Genomic DNA, 22,080 nt, shown 5'->3' with positions numbered 1-22,080 from the left:
TCGGGTGGGTCACTTCGGTTAGTTCGAATTGTCGAGGGGGCGAGTTCCCCTCGAAAGCCGTATCACTTCGCGCGGCTGGTCTTTGCCAGAACCAGGCTTGCCTGTTCGCTCGGTTCGACGCTGGCTATGGTCGCGGTATCGATCTGCGGGGCGATCTTACTCTGGGCGAAAACATCGCCTTTCTCCGCCGCCTTCGCAAACATCACGGTGGCAGCAGCGGCGTCCGCAACCATGCCTTCGCCGCTCTCCAGCATCAGGCCGAGATTGACCATCGCATCGACATTGCCGCGCTCAGCCGCCAGCTTGTAAAAGCGCGCGGCTCGCTGGTTGTCTTCCGGGATCTGCGTGCCCTCGTCCAGCATCACAGCGAGATTGAAAGCGCCGAGATTGTCTTTGGCGACGGATGCCCGCTCGAACCATTGGGCGGCGAGCTTACCGTTGGCAGTGGTACCGACGCCGTCGCGATAGGCGACGCCGAGATTGTAGGCGGCAAGGATGTTGCCGGTAGCGGCTGCCTTCTGATAGAGCGCGAATTCGCTTGCGTGGTCGCCGCGCTCGCCGAGCATGACGGCGTAATTCACCATCGCGATCGCATGCTTGCCTTCGGCCGCCTTTTCAAGCATCGCCATGGCCTGCCCGCGCTGGCCGGCGGCATGGAGCACGCGGGCGAGCTGAAAGGTCTGTCGCGGACCGCTGCCCTGGTTGTAGGCTTCGCGGCAAGCCGAAAGGGCAATGCCGATGTGGATATCTTCGGTTGCCACGGGACGAAAGGCCATGTTGCGCTGCAGATCGTGTTCGCTGCCGGCTTCGGCGTCGCATTGGTCTGCCGCAAGCATGGGGGAAGCAGCATGGGCCGAGGGCAGGGCGATCGCGGCGATCGACAGCAGGCTCACGGCTGCGAGCAGGATCGCATTCACGACGGAAATGCGTTTGCCGGTTTCATTTTTCATGGCGTTCTCCTTTGCCTTTGTGCCACCTTATGGAGCGCGCCGGCCTGCGGCTGTTCCTTGGGAAACAGCCTGCGAGGCGGCCGGGGAGAACAATGACGACAACACCGGCCAAGGGTGATTTCCGGAGCGGGACGGGTGATTTTCCACCTGCCAGACGGGATGCTCTTCTGGAAAACCGGATTGTTGGAACAAGGAGCAAGGGCAATGACGCGAGAGATTTTCCCGATGCGGCAAGGCCTGATCGGGCGGCGGACATTCATCGCCGGGTGCGCGCTGGTCGTAGGCGGCCTTGCGGCCATCCCGACACGGGCAAGCACCGTGATCGGCAAGGCGTCGGACGTGCGCGGCAAGGTCAGTCTCAAGCGCGCCGAAAGGCAGGAAGGTCTGGCCACGGGCGCGCAGATCATGGACAATGATTATGTCGCGACCGGCACCCATAGTTTTGCCGATCTGGCGCTGGAAGGCGACACCCGCATCCTGCTCGGCAGCGAGACGGCGCTTCTGCTCGACAGCTTCATCGCCGGTCAGGGCGGTACGATGGAGCTCGGGATGGGCCAAATCGTCTTCGATCGGCCGGAGGGATTGCCGAAGATCGACCTCGCTCTTCGCACCACTTTCGGCATGATCGGCGTGCGCGGCACGAAATTCTTCTGCGGTCCCAACCGCGGCGTCTTCGCCGTCTTTGTCGAGCATGGCCAGGTATCGGTCGATGGCGGCGGCGTCAGGCGGCTGGTCGGCGCCGGTGAAGGCATCGAGATCGCCCGGCCCGGCGATGCGCCGACGCAAACCGTGAAATGGAAAGAAGCCCGGATCGTCGAAGCCTATGCCAGTGCCGGTCTGACGCGCTGATGCGCCGCTTCAGGCTCGGGTCGTGAACAGTTCCATTTCGCCAAAACCGCGGATCTCGTGCATGCCGACCGAGCGCAGCGCGCGGCCGCTTTGAACCGCCGCTTCCGGACCGACGCAGATGGCGGTGCCGAGGAACTTGTTGGCTTCCTGAAGCCGGGCGGCAAGATTGATGCAGTCGCCATGCGCGGTATAATCCAGCTTGCCGCCGGCGCCGACCTCGCCGAGAACGGCAATGCCGGTTTCAATGCCGATGCGGGTGCGGCCGAACTGGTGCTCGATGAACCCGGGCCTGCGCCGCATTTCCTCCGTCAGCGCCCGGATCGCCTCGGCGCAGTCGATCGCCTTGTTGACGTGGTCGTCCAGATCCTCCGGCGCATTGAAGAAGGCATGCACGGCATCGCCGACCACCTTGTCGACCATGCCGCCATAGCGGGCGACAAGGCCGTTGACCTCGGCATAGTAGATGTCGAGCAGGGTCACGAGATCGCGCGGCGCAAGCTTCTGCGACAGGGTGGAAAACCCCTCGATATCGGTGAACAGCGCGGTGACGGGCCGCTCTTCGCCCGCGACGCGATCGTCATCCGGATTGTCGATGTAGCGGGCGACGACGGATTGTGGCAGATATTGCGAGAACTTGCTGCGCGCCTTGGATTCCGCGCGCCGGACACGGGCGAATTGCAGCGTGCTGGTGACGACAAGCACGACGATGAAAGCGAGGCTGATGCTGACGGCATCGATCAGCAGGCCCGAGCCCGCGTAGATCGCCGCGGCCGCGCCAACCGTGGCGGAGATCGCCAGAATGCCGAGCGCAACCGATGTGACCGGCCGCAGGCGCGTTGCGACCAGCGCCACCAGAAGCCCGCCGATCAGGGCAAGTGCCGCCTCGAACAGCGGAAGCTGCGCATGCCTTTCGGGAATGAAGCCGGTGAGCACGGCGTTGGCGATGTCGGCGTGGATCTGCACCGATGGTTCGAGCGGCATCGAGGCGGTGGAGCGCAACCCGCCAAGATTGGGCAGGCTGCTGCCGATGAACACCGTCTTGTCCTTGAACCGTTCGGCCGCAACGGTGCCGCTCAGCACATCGCCGGCCGACACTGTGCGCGCCTCGATGGCTGCCAGCGGGCTGGCGGCAAAGCGCAGGCTGCCGTCTTCATCCAGTTCGATCAGCCGGCTTTCGAGCTTCAGCCAGGCGGGTTGTCCGCCCAAGATCGGCGTGCGGCCGCCTTCGGCCAGTCGGGCTGCCTCAAGCCCCAGTGCGGGATAGGCATCGTTGCCGATGATCGAATAGGCCTGGACGCGGCGGATGCGGGCATCCTCGTCGCCGACCAGAAATGCGGCTGCTGCCGAGCGCGATGCCTTCTGCAGGAAGCCGCAGGATGCTTCCGCGCCGTTGATGAACCAGAGATCGGGGATAGCGACCGGTTTTCTGACCGCAACCGGCGGCACCGGCACGGGATGTTCAGGCCCGCCGTCGGCAATCAGGAAGCCGAGAATGACCGGCGCACCGGAAATCGCCTGCATCAGCGCGGCATTCGACGGTTCCGCCGGATCGCAGGCGGTGCTGAAGATGAAATCGACCGCGACGGCCTTCGCTCCCGCTTTGGAGAGCCTGGAGAGAAGTTCGGCGGTTTCCGCCCGGCCCCAGGTCTTGTCCGGCGACTGCTGCATCGATTTGCGGTCGACGTCGATGACGGCGATCTGGCCGGATTGCGGCGCTGGAACCCATTGGGTCAGCGAATCGAAGAACAATTCCCGCTGCGTTTCGAGCGTCGATCCCGCATGGAAGAACAACAGCAGCGCGCTCAAGAGGCTTGCCGCCGCTCCGGCAAACAGCGGTCTGATCCGCGACAGGCGGAGACGTTTCAAGGCCTCATTCCTCTTCCGGTTCCGCGATCTTGCGCAGCCGGCCGATATGGCAGGTGATGACGCCATCGACCCGCTTGATGGCGGCACTTTCCTCCAGCGCCAGAATGGCCCGGTTCACCTTGGGGCGGCTGGCGCCGAGAATGCCGGCTATATCCGATTGGCTGAGCGTCAGGCGCAGATTGGCGCTTTCCGGCAGGTCGCTGCCATGGATCTGCTTGAGGGTCGCCAGGAAGAACCGGGCAACGCGGGCATGCAGGTCGTAGAGCGCGATCGTTTCCAGCCGGTCGGTGGTGTCGCGCAATTGCGAGCAGAGATAGCGGATGATCGATTCGGCGGCATTCGGCGTATGGGTGATGAAGTCGAGGAAGGCCTTCTTGCCGATGACATAGCCCTCGGTTGCGGTGATCGCAGTGGCATCGGCGGAGCGGGGCTGGTCGTCGAGGATGGCCATTTCGCCAAACAGCGCACCGGCCTCGATATGCCGCAACAGCAGCTCGCGTCCCTGCGGTGTGATGAGCGACAGCTTGAGCCGGCCGGACAAGACGGCAATCATATAATTGCCTTCGTCGCCACGCTGGAAAATCACCGTTCCGGCAGTCCATTTGCGATATGTCGCAAGTGCAGCGATCGCGGTGAGCGTTTCCTTGTCGAACTCTTCAAAGATCGGAAAGGAACGCCAGAAGGCGGGACTCTTGTTGATTTCACTCATGCTGCATCCCCTCTGCAGGTCTATTGCTGCCCCACCGAAATTCTTCTCGCAGTCTCCCCGGTGTTGCAACAGAAAACACCATGGAAGGCGGAATGGGGCTCATATGTGCAACCCGTCCCTGCGGATCGACTGGCACCGGGCTTGCCGGATCAGATACGCTATCACGCAATATTGACGAACCGTGTACGCTGTTTTGTAATTGTGAACGATCTGTTTCGTGCCCGCGGACTGGATGAATTTGGAATTGCTGATAAATCTATTGCAAATACGAACCCAACCGGAGCTTCTTTCAATGCAGCAGAACGCAGTCACCCTCGTCGCACGGATCCTTCTGTCGATCCTTTTCATCGTCGCCGGCTACGGCAAGCTCACGGCGTTCAGCGGCACCGCCGGCTATTTCGGCAGCATGGGCCTGCCGCTCCCCATGGTCACCGCCGCCCTTGTCACCGCTGTTGAACTGCTGGGTGGCCTCGCCGTCCTCCTCGGCCTGTTCACGCGTCCGGCCGCCTATATTCTGGCGGTCTTCTGCATCGCCACGGCATTCATCGGCCACGGCGATTTCTCGGTCGCTGGTAACAGCATCAACTTCATGAAGAACTTCGGCCTGGCCGGCGGCTTCCTGCTTCTCGCCACCCTCGGCGCCGGTGCTTTCTCGGTTGATGCCAAGCGCGCCTGACTGCTGGTCACCTGATCATAAAAAGCCCGCCGATTGTGAAAATCGGCGGGCTTTTTGCGTCAGCAAGGAATGTCAGGGATAAATGACGCCCTTGCGCAGGATGACGTTTCCGTAGAGCCGCGGTTCGCTCGTCTGGATGACAGTATGCGCGGCTCTTACCCTCGGATAAAACTCCGGCCCGAGCAGCGGGATGACCGCCCGCTCCGGTTCGTATCGCGCGCAGCAGGCGATGATGTCCAGGTGCACCGGGTCGAGCACATCGCGCTCCTGCTTGACCGTGGCGCGAAAGATCGCCTCCGGCACGAAATCGTCGATCGGCAAGACACTCAGGATGGCATCGAGAACTGGGATCAGGTGATGTCCGTCGAGCCGGATCAACCGGCGGCCATGTTCTTGGCCGGGATAGTTACCATCGACCAGCGCGATCTCATCGCCATGGCCCATGGCCCGCAATGTCGCCAGAAGCTCGGGGCTCAGCAGCGGGTTCAGACCTTTCAGCATCAGGCTGTTTCCTTGAAAAGAACATTGGTATCGATGAGATAGCGGGAAAACAGCGGCAGGCTGGCCGCGCCGATGGCGCGTGCCTGGGCACCGACGGCACCCTCGATGATATCGGGCAGGATGACGCCTTCGAGATCGAGTTCTCCGGCGGCCTTGCGGATCGCCGCGACGATACGCTCGCGCACCCAGCCGGGAAAGCCGCCGTCGATCACGGCCGCGCTGAAATCGATGATCGAGGCGGAAGAAACGATCGCCTGGGCGAGAGCTGCGGCCGTGAGCTGGATCCAGGCCTCCAGAGGCTCGCCGAAATCGATCCATTCATCGGCGGAATACCAGAGCGGTTTCGGATCGATCCCCCTTTCGCGCAGAATGTTTTCGAGCACGAAGATCGACGCGAGCTTCAAAAGCTGCTGCGGCTTGCCGTTCTTGTCGGAAACCTGCAGCGGGCCGACGGCGCCGGCCGTTCCGGTGCGGCCGGAAAACAGCGCCGAATTGAGCACGATGCCGCCGCCGATGAAGGAGCCGATGTAGAAATAGATGAAATCCGGATAGGACGAGCCGACCCCGAAGATCAGCTCTGCAGCGCAGGCGCTGGTGGCGTCGTTCTGCAGCAGCACGGGGTGATGTATGCGCGCTGCCACCGCCTCGCGCAGGTCAAAGCCGCGCCAGCGGTTCATCGCTTCCTTCGGCGCCCCGGTTTCCTCCGCCCAGCTCCAGAGCTGGAACGGCGTTGCGATGCCGACGCCGGCGATGTGCCCGCGCTGCTCCTCGGTCAGCATTTTTTCCAGTTTCGGTATGCCTGCGACGATGAAGGAGAGGATGTCGTCCGGCATCGGATAGGCGTGGGTCTGGTGCAGCTGCAGCCGGATGTTGCCGACGAAATCCATCAGCACGAGATCGCAGCTGCGCCGGCCGATCTTGACGCCGTAGGAATAGACCGCGTCCGGATTGAGCCGCATCGGGATTGAGGGCTGGCCGACGCGGCCGCGTACCGGTTCGCCGCGCATCAGCAGATTGTCCTTTTCGAGCGCGCGCATGATGACAGTGACCGTCTGCGCCGAAAGGCCGGACCGCCGGGCGATATCCGCCTTAGAGAGGCTGCCGTGACGGCGCACCAGCGACATGACCAGCCGCTCGTTATAGGCACGCACACGGGTGAGGTTTGCACCTCCGCCCGGATCGAAGACATCCGGAACGGTGGATGCACCGCCGGAATCGGCTTGTGATGTCATGCCCGTTTCCTCCCTAAAGCGCGATCTCCTATCCGGACTGGGTTGTTCCGGACTGGCCTCCTGATCACGCCTTCATTTTATTTCTTGCGCGCAGTGCAACCACGAGAGGCGCATGCACATTTTCTGCGCAGAGAATGCCATAGATTTTTAATAATTCAATTTGATTTATTTATTGACAGCATTTCGTTTTGATGTTTGTTTTGTCTCCGGAAGCGCCACCCGCTCAGAGGAGATGTTGCGGTGGGCGAGGCCTGACGGTGCCGGTTCGCCGGTGTCATTTTTCAATCCTTGGGAGGATTTCATGAAGAAGACTATTGTTTCCGCCGCTCTCGGCGCGCTGGCGCTCGGCGTCGTTTTTTCAAGCCCCGTTCAGGCCGCCGACGTTTCGGCCTGCCTGATCACCAAGACCGATACCAATCCCTTCTTCGTCAAGATGAAGGAAGGTGCTGCGGCCAAGGCCAAGGAACTCGGCATTGATCTGAAGTCCTATGCCGGCAAGGTCGACGGCGACCATGACAGCCAGGTTGCTGCGATCGAATCCTGCATCGCTGACGGTGCCAAGGGTATCCTGATCGCCGCTTCCGACACCAAGGCCATCGTCGATCAGGTCAAGAAGGCACAGGATGCCGGCCTGCTCGTCATCGCTCTCGATACCCCGCTCGAGCCGGCATCGGCCGCCGATGCAACCTTTGCAACGGACAATCTGCAGGCCGGCAAGCTGATCGGCGCCTGGGCGGCCGCAACGCTGGGCGACAAGGCAAAGGATGCCAAGATCGGCTTCCTCGACCTCGTTCCGTCGCAGCCGACCGTCGACGTCCTGCGCGACCAGGGCTTCATGATCGGCTTCGGCATCGACCCGAAGGACCCCAACAAGATCGGCGACGAAGACGATCCGCGCATCGTCGGTCATGACGTGACCAACGGCAATGAAGAAGGCGGCCGCACGGCCATGGAAAACCTTCTCCAGAAGGACCCGGACATCAACGTCATTCACACGATCAACGAACCGGCTGCTGTCGGCGCCTATGAAGCGCTGAAGGCCGTTGGCAAGGAAAAAGACGTTCTGATCGTGTCCGTCGACGGCGGTTGCCCGGGTATCAAATCGGTGGCCGAAGGTGTCATCGGTGCGACATCGCAGCAGTATCCGCTGCTGATGGCTTCGCTCGGCATCGAGGCGATTGCCCAGTACGCCAAGGACGGCACCAAGCCGAAGCCGACCGCAGGCAAGGACTTCTTCGACACCGGCGTTGCTCTTGTCACCGACAAGCCTGCCAAGGGCGTCGAATCGATCGACGTCAAGACCGGTACGGACAAGTGCTGGGGTTGATGCCCTAGTCCTTTCAACACAGAATGATGGTGAAAGGGCGGTTTCAGAGCCGCCCTTTTCAACAACCGGCAAATGGGCCGGGCTCTTGGGAGGGAGGCGTTGTCATGACAAGCGTCCAGGAATTCGAAAAGTCACTGGATAAAAGCGACAAGTCGGTCGCTTCATTTGAAGATCGTTCGCCTCTGCGGCGCATTCAGCATTTTCTGCATTCGACACCGGCCGCCATTCCGGCGATCGTGCTGATCTTTTCCATCATCGTGTTCGGTGTCCTGAAGGGCGAGCGGTTCTTTACCGCAGGAACACTCACGCTCATTCTCCAGCAGATCGCCGTCGTCGGCATTCTCGGCGCGGCCCAGACCCTGGTGATCCTGACGGCCGGTATCGACCTGTCGATCGGCGTCATCATGGTGCTGTCGGCTGTTGTCATGGGCAATTGCGCCGTGACCTACGGCCTGCCGGCGCCGCTGGCCGTTCTGGCCGGTTTCGTCACCGGAACCGTCTGCGGCATGGCCAACGGGTTCCTGGTTTCCAGAATGAAACTGCCGCCCTTCATCGTCACGCTGGGCACCTGGAACATCATCGCGGCGGTCAACTATATCTATTCGGCCAACGAGACCATCCGCCGTGCCGATATCGAAGCCACCGCGCCGTTGCTCGGTCTCTTCGGCGCCAGCTTCAAGCTCGGCTCGGCTGTCTTCACGCTGGGCGTCATCATGATGGTGGTCACGGTAATCGTGCTTTGGTACGGCCTTAACCACACAGCCTGGGGCCGGCACGTTTATGCCGTCGGGGATGATCCCGAAGCGGCCGAACTGTCGGGTATCCGCGTCAAGAAAGTGCTTCTCGGCGTCTATGGTCTGGCCGGCGCCATCGCAGCGCTCGCCGCCTGGGTCTCGATCGGCCGCAACGGTTCGATCTCGCCTTCCTGGGCGGTCACGGATTACAATCTTCAGGCCATCACGGCGGCGGTTATCGGCGGCATCTCGCTGTTCGGCGGGCGCGGCTCGATCCTCGGAACCCTGTTCGGCGCGTTGATCGTCGGCGTGGTGTCGATGGGGCTCAACATGCTCGGTGCCGATCCGCAGTGGAAGGTGCTGCTGACCGGCGTTCTCATCATCTCGGCCGTTGGCGTCGACCAGTGGATCAGAAAGGTAGCAGGCTGATGGAACCTCTTCTCACCGCGCGCGGTATCGTCAAGCGCTACGGCCGCGTGACCGCCCTCGACCAGTCCGATTTCGACCTCTATCCCGGCGAGATCCTTGCCGTGATCGGCGACAACGGCGCCGGGAAGTCATCGCTGATCAAGGCGATTTCGGGCGCGATCCATCCCGACGAGGGCGAAATCCGGCTCGACGGTCAGGTCGTCAACTTCCGCTCGCCGCTGCAGGCCCGCGAAGCCGGCATCGAAACCGTCTACCAGAACCTTGCCCTGTCGCCGGCCCTGTCGATCGCCGATAACATGTTCCTCGGCCGAGAGATCCGCAAACCCGGACCGATGGGGTCGATCTTCCGCATGCTCGACCGTCCGAAGATGGCCAAGATTGCCCGCGACAAGCTTTCCGAGCTTGGCCTGATGACGATCCAGAACATCAACCAGGCGGTCGAAACGCTGTCCGGCGGCCAGCGTCAGGGTGTGGCCGTCGCACGCGCCGCAGCGTTCGGCTCCAAGGTCATCATTCTCGATGAGCCGACGGCAGCGCTTGGCGTCAAGGAGAGCCGCAAGGTGCTCGAACTGATCCTCGATGTGCGCAAGCGCGGCCTGCCGATCGTGCTGATCTCGCATAACATGCCGCATGTGTTCGAGGTGGCGGACCGCATCCACATCCACCGGCTTGGCAAACGCCTCTGCGTCATCAATCCGAAGGACTATACGATGTCGGATGCCGTCGCCTTCATGACCGGTGCCAAGGTGCCGCCGGAGGCCGCCGCGGCATGACCATGACGCTTGCCGCCATCGCCGATGGCATTGTCGAGAAGGCGGGCCGCTCGGCGCGCTTCATTGTTGCCATTGCCGGCCCTCCCGGGGCCGGCAAATCCACCCTTGCCGATGCGCTTCACGCGGAGTTGACGCAGCGCGGTGAAAAATCCGCCGTCCTGCCGATGGACGGCTTTCACATGGACAACGGCATTCTGGAAGAACGCGGGCTGTTGAAGCGGAAGGGCGCGCCGGAGACCTTCGATGTCCGTGCCTTCATCGATATCGTGTCGGCGGTGCGTAAGGCGGACGAGGAGGTTCTCGTGCCCGTTTTCGACCGGTCCCGCGAAATCGCCATCGCTTCTGCGCGGGCAGTTGCGACCGAGACGCGCATCATTCTGGCTGAAGGCAATTACCTGCTGCTCGACGAGGCGCCCTGGTCGCGGCTGAACGGCATGTTCGACCTGTCGATCTTCGTCGGCCCGCCCTATGCGGTGCTGGAAGAGCGGCTGCGGCAACGCTGGATCCACTATGGGCTCGATGCCGCCGGCATCGAGTGGAAGCTCTACGGCAACGACCTGCCGAACGGAAAACGGATCATCGACAATTCGCGGCAGGCCGATATCGCCATCGAGATTTTCGAAACGGCCTGATCCGGCAATCCGTCATTGTTTTCCGGCGTGGATTGGTGCTATCGGACCTCTCGGTCAGCGCGTGCTCCGAACCCATGCGCGAGAATATGCGTCTGGAGAATCCGCCATGAGCCCACAGCCCATCACCGAGCTTACCATCCGCCGTCCTGACGACTGGCACCTGCATCTGCGCGACGGCGGCATGCTCAAGGGCGTGATCGGCGACACCAGCCGCCATTTCGCCCGCGCCATCATCATGCCCAATCTCGTGCCGCCGGTGGTTACCACCGCCGATGCGACAGCCTATCGCGAGCGCATCATGGCCGCCCTTCCGAAGGGTGACCGCTTCGAGCCGCTGATGACGCTGTATCTGACGGAAGGGACCAATCCCGACGATGTCGAGGCGGGGCATGCCAGCGGCCTGATCAGGGCGGTGAAACTCTATCCGGCCGGCGCCACCACCAATTCGCATGGCGGCGTGCGCAATTTCGAGAATGCCATGCCGGTGCTGGAGCGCATGGCCAGGATCGGCCTGCCGCTCTGCGTCCACGGAGAGGTGACGACACCCGAGGTCGATATTTTCGACCGAGAAGCCGTTTTCATCGAAACCGTGCTCGATCCCTTGCGCGCTCGTCTGCCGGAGTTGAAGGTGACGATGGAACACGTTACCACCAAGGACGGCATCGACTATATCAAGGCGTCGAAGGGCAATCTCGCCGGTTCTATCACCACCCATCACCTGATCATCAACCGCAACGCCATCCTCGTCGGCGGCATCCGCCCGCACTATTACTGCCTGCCGGTCGCCAAGCGCGAGCTGCATCGTCTGGCCCTGCGCGCTGCCGCAACCTCGGGCGACGCCCGCTTCTTCCTCGGCACCGACAGCGCCCCGCATGTAGACCCCTTGAAGGAATGCGCCTGCGGCTGTGCCGGCATCTATACCTCGATCAACACGATGAGCTGCCTGGCGCATGTGTTCGAACAGGAGAATGCGCTGGACCGGCTGGAGGCCTTTACATCGCTCAACGGCCCGGCGTGGTATGGCCTGCCGGTCAATGACGAAACGATCACGCTGCGCAAGCAGGCGGATGCCGTGACATTTCCGGAAAAGATCGAAACGGAGGCGGGCACCGTCACCGTCTTTGATCCGATGTTCCCGCTGCATTGGCAGGTCCAGACCTGATCCGTCCCGCCCGAAACCGCGCAGCGGTTTCCGGTGTGCCTGTGATCCCCACAAAAAAAAGGCGGCCGAAGTGACCGGCCGCCCCTGAAATCCGGCGCCGAAGCGTCAGGACGTCTTGAGCTTCGAATTGCAGATGCTGTAGAAGCCGCCGCCCTTCTGGATCCATGACAGCCCGCCGAGCGCGTTGTTGGCCTTGTTGGCCTTGTATTGGTCAAGGCAGGTATGCATCCGGGCCTTTCCGGCGGATTCCGTGGAATATTTTGCGTCCACCTTGCTCGGGAAGACAACGCCTTTCGGCGCCTTCGCGGTGGTCGTGGCCGGCTCCGGCATGTTTTCCGTATTGCTTGCGGTCGGCTCCTGGTTCGTGGTCACCGCGTTTGTGTTCGCTGCGGCTGGTGTTGCGGCGGCGCTGGTTCCGCATTGTGCCTTGCGGAAGTCGTTCCATTTCATTCCATTGAGTGTGCCGGCCGTCTGTGCCGCTTTGTATTTGACGCTGCATTCCGCCATGGTCGTCGCATGGGCGGCAGGTGAAAAGACAAAGGGTGCGAAGGAGAGGGCGGCAAGGGTTGCGAGCTTGATAATCTTCATGGGACCACCTCGGGTGGAGGGCATCAGGCGTTCAGCGATGCGTTGAACGTCCGCCTCGACCTGGAATATGTCTCCCCATTTGTGACAAGAAGATGATCTGTCACCGGCAACGGACACAGGTTGCCAAAATTTAATCTGGGCAACTGGCAAGATCATGGATTGCAATGATTTTTGTTGTTCGGCCGCAGGCTTGATCGCGGTCAAAAACGCGCCTATTTCTTGGGGAGGCCGGATGCTGCCAGCCGTCCCGCAGTGCTCCGGCACGATGGTGAAAGCATCCTCGAAAACGGTTCTCATCCCTGCCTTTTGGCGCTGATGGCGAACGGGTCAGCAAAGCGGGCACTGATCTTCCTGTTTGCCACCGTAAGGAGGATGAAACATGCGCGATTTTCGCGACGCGAAGCTGATGGCAAAGGTGCTAAAGCAGGCTTTTGCCGATCGCAAGACAAGCCTTTCCCACAGCCAGGCCCTTGAGATTGTCGCCGCCCAGTTCGGTTATGATCAATGGAATATCCTGTCGGCAAAGATCGAGGCGGACGACAAGGCGCCGCCGATGCGGGACGGCCATGTCGGCATCCAGCCGCCGATCCCGATCTTCCGGATTTTCGACGTGGAAAAGGCGATGGAGTTCTATTGCAGTTTCCTCGGTTTCACGCTCGACTGGGAACACCGGTTTGGCGACAACTCCCCGCTTTATTGCCAGGTTTCCCGGGAAGGCATGATCCTGCATCTCAGCGAGCATGCGGGCGATGCCAGCCCCGGCGCGCGAACCTTCGTTCGGGTGACGGATGCGCCCGCCTTGCAGGCGGAACTTGCCGCCAAAAACTATCGTTACATGAAGCCCGGTGTCCAAAAGGCGCCCTGGGGGCTTGAGGTCGAGGTCATCGATCCCTTCAACAACCGCATCACCTTTTGCCAGCAGCAGGGCGACGGTCAGGACGGCTGAAATTGATGGCGCGGCCCGGCTTGCCGCGCCATCCGCCTCTGGTATTGAAGGGGCTGACCTGCTATGCGCGGGGAACGAAAACACCGAGCCACAGGAGCCCGCCGATGATCCAGACATCCTTTTCCGACAAGGCCGTCATGGCCGAACTCGTTGCCAAGATGCTGTGGGAAATCAAGGCCGTGCATTTCCGTGCCGACCAGCCTTACAAGCTTGCATCCGGCATGGCGAGCCCGGTCTATATCGATTGCCGCAAGCTCCTCTCCTATCCCCGCATCCGTTCGACAGTGATGGATTTTGCGGCCGCAACGGTGCTACGCGAAGCCGGTTTTGAGAAATTCGACATTATCGCCGGCGGTGAGACGGCGGGTATTCCCTTTGCCGCCATGCTGGCCGAGCGGCTGTCATTGCCGATGATCTATGTCCGCAAGGCGCCGAAAGGCCACGGCCGCAATGCCCAGATCGAAGGCCATATGCCGGAAGGCGCCCGCGTTCTCGTCATCGAGGACCTGACGACCGCCGGCACTTCGATCTTCACGTTCATCAATGCGATCCGCGCGGCCGGTGGCGTCGTCGATCATGGCATTGCATTGTTCTACTACGACATCTTCCCGAAGGCGAAGGCCGAGATGCTGGACAAGGGCATAACCCTGCTGAATATCGCCACCTGGCGCGATGTTCTGGCTGTGGCCAAAGCGCAGCAACTGTTCGATGAAAAGACGCTGTTCGAGGTCGAATCCTTCCTCAATGCGCCGCTCGAATGGTCGGGGCGCAACGGCGGTGTCAGCGAACTCGCGACCGGCTGAAAACGGCGCTGGAATTTCGGCGTCATTTGGCTTAAATCGATTGAAATTATGTCATTGAAGGGGAGGACATCGCCATGATCGTTTGCTGTGGGGAGGCCCTGATCGATATGCTGCCGCGCCAGACGGCGGCAGGCGAGGTGGCGTTCGCGCCCTATTCCGGCGGCGCCATCTTCAATACGGCCATTGCGCTCGGACGCCTCGGCATTCCCACCGGCTTCTTCACCGGCCTGTCCGACGACATGTTCGGCGATATGCTGCGCGAGACGCTGAAATCCAGCAATGTCGATTTCGGCCCCTGCGCCACCCTGCCGCTGCACACCACCGTCGCCTTCGTCAAGCTGGTCAACGGGTCGGCGACCTATGCCTTCTTTGATGAAAACACCGCCGGCCGCATGATCACCAAGGATGACCTGCCGGCCCTGGGCGATTTCTGCGAGGCGCTGCATTTCGGTGCCATCAGCCTGATACCGGAACCGTGCGGCTCCACTTACGAAGCGCTGATGACGCGCGAGTATCAGAAGCGTGTGATTTCCTTCGACCCCAACATCCGGCCCGGCTTCATCAAGGATGCGCAGGCGCACAAGGCGCGCATGCTGCGCATGGCTGAGATGTCGGATATCGTCAAGTTCTCCGACGAAGACCTCGACTGGTTCGGCGAGGAGGGCACGCATGACGAACTGGTGGCCAAGTGGCTCCAGCGCGGGCCGAAACTCGTGGTCATTACCAAGGGGGCCGATGGCGCCGACGGCTATACGACGCGGGGCAAGGTCTCCGTGTCCGGTGAAAAGGTCGAGGTCGTCGATACCGTTGGCGCCGGCGATACGTTCGACGCGGGCATTCTCGCGTCGCTGAAGATGAACAATCTGCTGACCAAGGACCACGTCGCCACCCTTAGCGAACAGGCTGTTCGCGATGCTCTGGCCCTTGGCGCCAAGGCCGCCGCCGTGACGGTCTCTCGGGCAGGGGCAAACCCGCCCTGGAGCTACGAGATCGGGCTTTAATCAGCCGATCGCCGGGCTAGTGGTCAGTTCTACATCGGCCGCAGCCGCCTGCCACGGCCGGCAAAGGCGCTGTGCGGTACGCCGGCAAGGTTTGAGAGAAACTGACGGGCGCATTCGCTCCAGCTGAAGGTCAGCGCCTTTCGGCGCGCGTCTTCCCGCGACAGCATCAGAGCGGCAAGGGCTGCCTGCTGCAGATCGCTGGACAGCACCCCGCCGCCATCGCCCAGGATATCGTTCGGCGCCGTGACCGGAAAGGCGGCAACGGGACAGCCGCTGGCGAGCGCTTCCAGAATGACGTTGCCGAACGTATCGACCCGGCTCGGGAAAACGAAGACATCCGCGGACGCATAGATCGTCGCCAGTTCGGTGCCCATCCGCCGCCCGAGGAAATGTACATCCGGGTATCGCTGGCGCAACGCGGGAAGATCGGGGCCATCGCCGACGACAATTTTGCTGCCCGGCAGATCGAGATCGAGGAAGGCCGGAAGATTTTTCTCCACGGCGACCCGCCCCACATTCAGGAAGATGGGCCGGGGAAGTGGCAGGGGCTGGCGGCGGGCCGGATCGAAGAGAACGGTGTCGACGCCGCGCGTCCATCGCTTGATGTTGTGGAAACCGCGTGCCGCCATTTCCGTGCCGAGCGAGGCTGTCGCGACCATCATGCCGTTGCCGGAATTGTGGAACTGGCGCAGCCACCGGTAGCTCCAGTCTTCCGGGATAGGCAATCGCGCGCTGACGAATTCCGGAAAGCGGGTGTGATAGCTCGTCGTGAACGGCAGCCCCCTGCGCAGGCAGATGCCGCGTGCCACGAGACCGAGCGGTCCTTCCGTGGCGATGTGAATATAGTCGGGTGCGGATGCGTCGATCTCGCTTGCCACCTGACGCCGGGTTGGAAGCGCCAGCCGGATATCGGAATAGAATGGCAGCGGAAAGGTCGCAAACCGCTCCGGCGTCAGGAAATCGATGGCGATCCCCTGTTCCTTCACCGATCGCGCAAGTTCATCAAGGGTGCGCACGACACCGTTGACCTGTGGATGCCAGGCGTCGGTGACGACGAGAACGGTTTTTTCCATCAGTGGCCTCGACGTGGCTTTGCCACCTGCCGGGAAGCACCGGCTGATCGTCGAATCGGGTGGCAGCTGCAATGGACCCGTTTGAGCATGATCTGATGACAGGCGGATGATTGCCGCTGCCGGACGTCTCATTACGGTTTCCGGGCGGTCCATTGGCCGGGCGCTGCCATGCCCGGCCAGCGCCGATCCTATGTCGCGCTCAGGGCCGGCAGTACGAGGTCTCCGACCTTGTAGATGTGGAACTCGCTTTTCGACACGGTGTCCAGCGACTTGAATTTCTCCACGAAGATCGGATCCGAGAAAAACTCGTCGACATTGTCGGCGCTGTGGATCGCCTCGATGTTGACGACCGTCTTGCCGTCCGTGCTTTTCGACAGGTTGCTCCAGAGAAAGCCTGCCTTGCGTTCGGCAACATAGTGCACGACGTCCTGAATGATCCGGAAGGCCTCATCCTGTTTGCCGGGATGGGCGTGGATGACGTTGACGATAAAGATAGTCGGCTGCGGAGTAAGCTGGAATTCGGCCTTATGGGAGTGAGTCACGGTATCTCCATCTGCAAGGAACTGGCGGAATATGCCGCCGTGCCAAAATCTAGCGTGTCGCAATGCTCGAAAAAATGGGCTAAGCCTCCATTGATAACGGACATCCATGTCCGCAATGGAGATCCCGCTTGGATAATATCGGCTCCTTGAACGTGTTCATGGTCGCAGCGGAGACCCGCAGCTTCGCAAGGGCCAGCGAGGCGCTCGGCATCTCGTCGTCGGCCGTCGGCAAGGCCATGGCCCGTCTGGAGAAGAGGCTTGGGGTCCGGCTGTTTCACCGCAGTACGCGCAGCATCGCGATTACGGCGGAGGGAACCATGTTCCTCGAACGCTGCCGCCGGATTTTTTCCGAGATCGAAGCGGCCGAGCAGGAACTGTCGCAAACCCTTGCCACGCCGCGCGGGCGCCTGCGTGTCAGCCTGCCGCTCGCGGGCATGCTGTTCATGCCGGTGATCACCAAGTTCATGCGCTCGTTCCCGGAGGTTTCCATCGACTTGGATTTCACCGATCGCCTGGTGGATGTGATCGAGGAGGGCTTTGATGCCGTGGTGCGAACGGGGGATATCAGCGATAGCCGTCTGATGATGCGGACCTTGGGAACATTCTCGCATCGTATCGTCGGATCGAAGGACTATTTCGCCCGCTTCGGAATGCCGGAAGAGCCGCGGGACCTGTCGGCCCATATCTGCCTTCATCACAAATACCCGTCATCCGGAAAGCTCGAGCGCTGGCCTTTGAGATATGACGCCAGCAAAGGGAAGCTGGAGCTGCCCGTGTCATCGATGGCAAGCACGCTCGAGCCGCTGGTCAGCATGGCCGAGCAGGGGCTTGGCCTTGCCTGCCTGCCGCTGTTTACGATCCAAGATCAGATCACTGCGGGAAAGCTTGTCCCGGTTCTGAGTGATCATATCGAGGATGCCGGAGAGTTTCGCATCCTGTGGCCATCCAGCCGTCATCTGTCCCCGAAAATACAGGCCTTCGTGACATTCATGCGTGAAAATCTATTTCGCTCATGAACGGATGAAAGGATATCGGGCTTCACAGGAGCCGTCACCGTCCAATCAGCGCCATCTGTTCGCCGGCCCGTCCGCTTGACGCTGCGACGATCGCCAGCACGGAGCCATCGAGCGCGCGCACATGCACCTTCAGCGACCGGTAATCGGTATCGCGGCCGATCCTGTCGGCGATGCGTTGCCCGTAATAGAGAGCTGACCCTTCGTCGAAATGGTCGACGCCGTCTTCGTCCACGACCCGTTCGTCGCCGAAATGCAAATCGAAGAAATAGTGTTCCATGCCGATGCCCCGAAACCCCGCGTCGCCGGAGATCGCTCCGGCTTGAGGACGCAGTTTCAGGGATAGAACATTGTGTCCGAATACAGGCTGAATTGGACGTTCAGCCTGTATTCATCCTATCCGGCGAGGGGCGAAAGCTTATTTCGCAGCCTTGAGAAGTGCCGCCACAAGACCTGCCGTCGACGAATCGTGACCGGCAGCGCTCTCCTTGCCCTCGACGACAGGCAGCAGACCCGTGGCCAGTTCCTTGCCGAGCTCGACGCCCCACTGATCGAAGGAATTGATGTTGAACAAGGCGCCTTCGACGAAAACGCGGTGTTCGTAGAGCGCGATCAGGCGGCCGAAGGTAAAGGGGGTCATCTTGTCGTAGACGAAGGTCAGCGACGGCCGGTTGCCGGTGAAGACACGGTGCGGCGCGATGCGCTCGATGAAATCCTTGTCCAGTCCCTTGGACGCCATCTGCGCCTTTGCCTCATCCAGCGTGCGGCCCTTCATCAGGGCTTCCGACTGGGCCAGGCAATTTGCCATCAGGAGCTGGTGCTGATGACGCAAGTTCGGTTCATGGCCGTTGGCGGCGATCATGAATTCGGCCGGGATGATGCTCGTGCCCTGATGGATCAGCTGGTAGAAGGCATGCTGGCCGTTGGTGCCGGGCTCGCCCCAAACGACCGGGCCGGAATTGCCCGCAACCGGCGTGCCGTCGAGCGTCACGCCCTTGCCGTTCGATTCCATGTCGAGCTGCTGCAGATAGGCCGGAAAGCGCGACAGGCGCTGGTCGTAGGGCAGGATGGCGCGGGTCGCATAGCCGAGCACGTTGCGGTGGTAATAGCCGAGAAGACCCAGCAGCATCGGAATGTTTTCGCGCAAGGGGGCTGTGCGGAAATGATTATCGACGGCATGCGCTCCGGCGAGGAATTCGCCGAAATTCTCCTTGCCGATGGCAATCATCAGCGGCAGGCCGATGGCCGACCAGATCGAGTAGCGGCCGCCGACCCAATCCCAGAAGCCGAAGATCCGGTCGCTGTCGATGCCGAAGGCGGCGACCTTGTCGAGCGCGGTGGAGACCGCGCAGAAGTGATGGCCGACGGCCTTCTCGCCCAGCTTTTCGGCGATGAAGGCGCGTGCCGTGGCGGCATTGGTCATCGTCTCGATGGTGGTGAAGGTCTTGGAGGCGACGATGAACAGCGATGTCTCGGCATCGAGCAGCTTCAGCGTATCGGCAATATGGGCGCCGTCGATATTGGAAACGAAATGCAGGCGCGGGCCGTCATGCTCGGGTGCCAGAGCCAGCGTCGCCATCACCGGGCCAAGGTCGGAGCCGCCGATGCCGATATTGACGACGTCGGTGATCTTCTTGCCAGTTGCACCTTTCAGCGCGCCCGAGCGGATCCCGTCGGAAAACACGCCCATGGCTGCCAGCACGGCGTTGACGTCGGGCATCACATCCTTGCCGTCGACCAGAACAGGCGTGTTGGCCCGGTTGCGAAGAGCGGTGTGCAGGACCGCACGGCCTTCGGTGATGTTGATGATATCGCCGGCAAACATCGCGTCGCGCTTTTCCGCGACCTTCGCAGCCTTCGCAAGCGCCTCGAGCCCGTCCAGTACCTTGTCGTTGACGGCGCATTTCGAATAGTCGAACAGCATGTCGTCGAATGTGACGCTGTATTTGGCGAAGCGATTGGGATCGCTTGCAAAAGCAGCCCGGATATCAGTTGCCTTGGTGTCGGTAACGGTGGATTTCAGCTGGTCGACGAGCGCGTTCATGGCAGGGTTCCTTGCATCGCGGAGAGTTGCGATAGCTAGTCGCTTTGGCCCCCGCAAATCAAGAGCGTCCTGACCCGAAGGCTAAAAAAGCCGTTCTTTCCGATTTTTGCTTGACAGTCGCCAATCATCTTGTGGTTGCAAAATCCAGGGCTTGCAATAGTGTTTTCCTGGTTCAGGGACGAAAGCAGCGACGCCGTGCCAGCTGGCGCATCCGGGCGGATGGGCTTCCCGGCCTGTGGCAGGACAGGAGCCTGTCCTTGAATGTGGAGGTGATCTATGTGGTTTCGACCATTTGGCATCACGCTGAGCATAAGAAAAACCCGCACGAGCTGGTCAATCGCTGTGCGGGTTAACTTCTTAGCATAGCAAACGGTGGCTGGGGTTCGCGCTCCAGTCACCACTCCCACAAAATAGAGGTTTCGGTGCGTTCTGACAAGGGAACGCATGAATACCTCTCTTCTGTTACCCGCGCAGATCCTTGCGCAGGATCTTGCCGACGTTCGATTTCGGCAGTTCGGTACGGAATTCGACGAATCTCGGCCGCTTGTAGTTGGTGAGGTTGGCAGCACAATGCGCCTTGACCTCCGCCTCGGTGAGGTCCGGATCTCTTTTGACGACGAACAGCTTCACCGCCTCACCGGAATGTTCGTCGGGCACGCCGATGGCGGCGCATTCGAGAATGCCGGCAAGGGTCATCGCCACTTCCTCGATCTCGTTGGGGAAGACGTTGAAGCCGGAAACCAGGATCATATCCTTCTTGCGATCGACGATCTTGATCAGCCCTTGCGGGTTCATGAAACCGATATCGCCCGAACGGAAGAAGCCATCCTCGGAAATGGCCTTGGCGGTCTCTTCCGGCTTCTGCCAGTAGCCGGCCATGACCTGCGGGCCGCGAATGCAGATTTCGCCGAGATCGCCCAGGGGCAGAGAGTTGCCATCCTCGTCGCGAATCTCGACATCGGTCGATGGCAGGGGAAGGCCGATCGTGCCGGTGAACTCACCTTCATCGAGCCGGTTGGCTGTGGCGACAGGGGAGGTCTCCGACAGGCCGTAGCCTTCCTTGATCGCCGACCCCGTCATCTTTTCCCAGCGCTCGGCAACCGGGCGCTGCACGGCCATGCCGCCGCCGAAGGTCAGCGCCAGGCTGGAGAAATCGAGCTTCTGGAATTCGGCATTGTTCATCAGCGCATTGAACAGGGTGTTGAGGCCCGGGAAGATGTTGACCTTGTACTTGGCGATTTCCTTGACGAAGGCCGGGATGTCGCGCGGATTGGGAATGAGGATGTTTTCGCCGCCGGTGCTCAGGCCCATCAACGCGTTCACCGTCAGCGCGAAGATATGGTAGAGCGGCAGGGCGCAGAGAAACACCAGATGATCCGGCCGCGTTCTGTGGGTGAAAGCGGTCTCCAGCCAGAGCCCCATCTGGGCCATGTTCGACAGAAGGTTGGAATGGGTGAGCGTCGCGCCTTTGGAGACGCCTGTGGTGCCACCGGTATATTGCAGGAAGGCGACATCGCCGGGTTTGACATTGACAGGCTTGAGCGTCGCGCCCGCTCCCCTGGAAAGAACCGTCTTGAAGGAGAGATGTCCAGGCAGCGACCAGGCGGGGACCAGTTTTTTGACCTTGCGCACGACGATATTGACGATCAGGCCCTTGATGCCCAGAAGGTCGCCCATGGTGGCGACGACGATGTGCTTGAGTTCGGTGCGCGCCGCCACCTGTTCGACGGTATGGGCGAAATTTTCCAGCACGAAGATCGCCTTGGCGCCGGCATCCTTCAACTGGTGCTCGAGTTCGCGCGGCGTATAGAGCGGGTTGACGTTGACGACGGTATAGCCGGCACGCAGGATACCGAAGACGATCACCGGATTCTGCAGGATGTTCGGCATCATGACGGCGACGCGGTCGCCCTTGACGAGACCCGCCGATTGCAGCCATGCGCCGATCTTCCGGCTTTCGGCGTCGAGGCCGTCGAAGGTCAGCGTCTTGCCCATGCAGGTAAAGGCGGCGCGGGATGCAAATTTTTTGCAGGATTGCTCGAAGAGGTCGCCGATCGAGTCATAGGGCAGGGGGGAAATGTCAGCCGGCATTCCCGGCGGATAGGATTGCAGCCAGGGTTTGCCGGCCTGGGGCTCGGGCGTCTGTATCAATGTGTCCGGCATTGTCTCTCTCCCTCATGCATCTATCGCCGCGCCGCAAGACAGATGCCTATCGCCTCTCCCTTTTCCA

The 22,080-nt window shown here is 61.2% G+C and carries 22 protein-coding genes; 11 read left to right on the top strand and 11 right to left on the bottom strand.

Annotated features, from left to right (window positions below):
- Nucleotides 1-62: 62 nt before the first annotated feature.
- Complete coding sequence (locus ADU59_RS31435) at nt 63-950, bottom strand: tetratricopeptide repeat protein (protein WP_068951628.1); 888 nt, start codon at nt 948-950, stop codon at nt 63-65.
- Between the two features lie 225 nt (nt 951-1,175).
- Between ADU59_RS31435 and ADU59_RS03275 the strand changes: the two genes are divergently transcribed.
- A complete protein-coding gene (locus ADU59_RS03275) occupies nt 1,176-1,799 on the top strand; it encodes a FecR family protein (RefSeq protein ID WP_068952536.1) in 624 nt (207 codons plus the stop codon).
- Between the two features lie 9 nt (nt 1,800-1,808).
- Here ADU59_RS03275 and ADU59_RS03270 read toward each other — a convergent pair whose 3' ends face one another.
- A complete protein-coding gene (locus ADU59_RS03270) occupies nt 1,809-3,665 on the bottom strand; it encodes a CHASE2 domain-containing protein (protein WP_068951626.1) in 1,857 nt (618 codons plus the stop codon).
- Nucleotides 3,666-3,669: 4 nt separating this feature from the next.
- Nucleotides 3,670-4,374 carry a Crp/Fnr family transcriptional regulator gene (locus ADU59_RS03265; protein ID WP_068951624.1) on the bottom strand — a complete coding sequence of 235 codons (705 nt, stop codon included), beginning with the start codon at nt 4,372-4,374 and terminating at the stop codon, nt 3,670-3,672.
- A gap of 292 nt (nt 4,375-4,666) precedes the next feature.
- On the opposite strand from ADU59_RS03265, the gene ADU59_RS03260 reads away from it, so the two are divergent.
- The gene (locus tag ADU59_RS03260) at nt 4,667-5,050 is read left to right on the top strand and encodes a DoxX family protein (RefSeq protein WP_068951622.1); all 384 of its coding nucleotides are present in this window, start codon (nt 4,667-4,669) and stop codon (nt 5,048-5,050) included.
- Nucleotides 5,051-5,122: 72 nt separating this feature from the next.
- On the opposite strand, the gene ADU59_RS03255 is transcribed toward ADU59_RS03260, so the two are convergent.
- Nucleotides 5,123-5,551 carry an RbsD/FucU family protein gene (locus tag ADU59_RS03255; protein WP_068951620.1) on the bottom strand — a complete coding sequence of 143 codons (429 nt, stop codon included), beginning with the start codon at nt 5,549-5,551 and terminating at the stop codon, nt 5,123-5,125.
- Entirely contained in the window at nt 5,551-6,783 is a 1,233-nt protein-coding gene (locus ADU59_RS03250) for an ROK family transcriptional regulator (RefSeq protein ID WP_068951618.1), read from the bottom strand. The genes ADU59_RS03255 and ADU59_RS03250 overlap by 1 nt, the downstream gene beginning before the upstream one ends.
- Nucleotides 6,784-7,084: 301 nt before the next feature.
- On the opposite strand from ADU59_RS03250, the gene ADU59_RS03245 reads away from it, so the two are divergent.
- The 5 genes from ADU59_RS03245 to pyrC all read left to right on the top strand — a co-directional run bounded on the left by ADU59_RS03245 (nt 7,085) and on the right by pyrC (nt 11,840).
- On the top strand, nt 7,085-8,110 hold the full coding sequence (locus ADU59_RS03245; protein WP_068951616.1) for a sugar ABC transporter substrate-binding protein: 1,026 nt from the start codon (nt 7,085-7,087) through the stop codon (nt 8,108-8,110).
- 104 nt (nt 8,111-8,214) lie between these two features.
- On the top strand, nt 8,215-9,273 hold the full coding sequence (locus tag ADU59_RS03240) for an ABC transporter permease (RefSeq protein ID WP_068951615.1): 1,059 nt from the start codon (nt 8,215-8,217) through the stop codon (nt 9,271-9,273).
- Nucleotides 9,273-10,046 (top strand): ATP-binding cassette domain-containing protein, encoded by a 774-nt coding sequence (locus ADU59_RS03235; protein ID WP_068951613.1) that lies wholly within the window; start codon nt 9,273-9,275, stop codon nt 10,044-10,046. Before ADU59_RS03240 ends, ADU59_RS03235 begins: the two co-directional genes overlap by 1 nt.
- Nucleotides 10,047-10,048: 2 nt before the next feature.
- Nucleotides 10,049-10,678, top strand: coding sequence for a nucleoside triphosphate hydrolase (locus ADU59_RS03230; protein ID WP_425331998.1), 630 nt, complete (start codon nt 10,049-10,051; stop codon nt 10,676-10,678).
- Nucleotides 10,679-10,799: 121 nt separating this feature from the next.
- Entirely contained in the window at nt 10,800-11,840 is a 1,041-nt protein-coding gene (pyrC, locus tag ADU59_RS03225; protein ID WP_099050750.1) for a dihydroorotase, read from the top strand.
- A gap of 105 nt (nt 11,841-11,945) precedes the next feature.
- Here pyrC and ADU59_RS03220 read toward each other — a convergent pair whose 3' ends face one another.
- A complete protein-coding gene (locus ADU59_RS03220) occupies nt 11,946-12,428 on the bottom strand; it encodes a hypothetical protein (RefSeq protein WP_068951607.1) in 483 nt (160 codons plus the stop codon).
- Nucleotides 12,429-12,807: 379 nt separating this feature from the next.
- On the opposite strand from ADU59_RS03220, the gene ADU59_RS03215 reads away from it, so the two are divergent.
- The 3 genes from ADU59_RS03215 (at nt 12,808) to ADU59_RS03205 (ending at nt 15,178) form a co-directional block, all read left to right on the top strand.
- On the top strand, nt 12,808-13,374 hold the full coding sequence (locus tag ADU59_RS03215; RefSeq protein WP_068951605.1) for a glyoxalase superfamily protein: 567 nt from the start codon (nt 12,808-12,810) through the stop codon (nt 13,372-13,374).
- A gap of 104 nt (nt 13,375-13,478) precedes the next feature.
- Nucleotides 13,479-14,177, top strand: coding sequence for an orotate phosphoribosyltransferase (locus tag ADU59_RS03210; RefSeq protein ID WP_068951603.1), 699 nt, complete (start codon nt 13,479-13,481; stop codon nt 14,175-14,177).
- Nucleotides 14,178-14,251: 74 nt separating this feature from the next.
- Nucleotides 14,252-15,178, top strand: a complete 927-nt coding sequence (locus ADU59_RS03205; RefSeq protein ID WP_068951601.1) for a carbohydrate kinase family protein — start codon at nt 14,252-14,254, stop codon at nt 15,176-15,178.
- Nucleotides 15,179-15,207: 29 nt separating this feature from the next.
- Here the strand turns inward: ADU59_RS03205 and ADU59_RS03200 are convergent, their stop codons facing one another.
- Together ADU59_RS03200 and ADU59_RS03195 are read right to left on the bottom strand one after the other, a co-directional pair.
- Complete coding sequence (locus ADU59_RS03200; RefSeq protein WP_068951598.1) at nt 15,208-16,251, bottom strand: glycosyltransferase family 4 protein; 1,044 nt, start codon at nt 16,249-16,251, stop codon at nt 15,208-15,210.
- Between the two features lie 188 nt (nt 16,252-16,439).
- Nucleotides 16,440-16,793 (bottom strand): antibiotic biosynthesis monooxygenase, encoded by a 354-nt coding sequence (locus ADU59_RS03195; RefSeq protein ID WP_068951596.1) that lies wholly within the window; start codon nt 16,791-16,793, stop codon nt 16,440-16,442.
- A 128-nt stretch (nt 16,794-16,921) separates the two neighbouring features.
- On the opposite strand from ADU59_RS03195, the gene ADU59_RS03190 reads away from it, so the two are divergent.
- Nucleotides 16,922-17,809, top strand: a complete 888-nt coding sequence (locus ADU59_RS03190; RefSeq protein WP_068951594.1) for a LysR family transcriptional regulator — start codon at nt 16,922-16,924, stop codon at nt 17,807-17,809.
- Nucleotides 17,810-17,843: 34 nt separating this feature from the next.
- Here ADU59_RS03190 and ADU59_RS03185 read toward each other — a convergent pair whose 3' ends face one another.
- The 3 genes from ADU59_RS03185 to ADU59_RS03170 all read right to left on the bottom strand — a co-directional run bounded on the left by ADU59_RS03185 (nt 17,844) and on the right by ADU59_RS03170 (nt 22,013).
- Complete coding sequence (locus ADU59_RS03185; RefSeq protein ID WP_068951592.1) at nt 17,844-18,086, bottom strand: DUF6894 family protein; 243 nt, start codon at nt 18,084-18,086, stop codon at nt 17,844-17,846.
- 138 nt (nt 18,087-18,224) lie between these two features.
- A complete protein-coding gene (pgi, locus tag ADU59_RS03180) occupies nt 18,225-19,850 on the bottom strand; it encodes a glucose-6-phosphate isomerase (protein ID WP_068951591.1) in 1,626 nt (541 codons plus the stop codon).
- A 462-nt stretch (nt 19,851-20,312) separates the two neighbouring features.
- Nucleotides 20,313-22,013 carry a long-chain fatty acid--CoA ligase gene (locus ADU59_RS03170; RefSeq protein ID WP_068951587.1) on the bottom strand — a complete coding sequence of 567 codons (1,701 nt, stop codon included), beginning with the start codon at nt 22,011-22,013 and terminating at the stop codon, nt 20,313-20,315.
- Nucleotides 22,014-22,080: the final 67 nt, after the last annotated feature.

The sequence above is a fragment of the Pararhizobium polonicum genome, from assembly GCF_001687365.1.
In the GTDB taxonomy this organism is placed as follows: domain Bacteria; phylum Pseudomonadota; class Alphaproteobacteria; order Rhizobiales; family Rhizobiaceae; genus Pararhizobium; species Pararhizobium polonicum.
The sequence above is the reverse complement of the archived record's forward strand: the minus strand, read 5'-3'. Positions and strand labels throughout refer to the sequence as shown.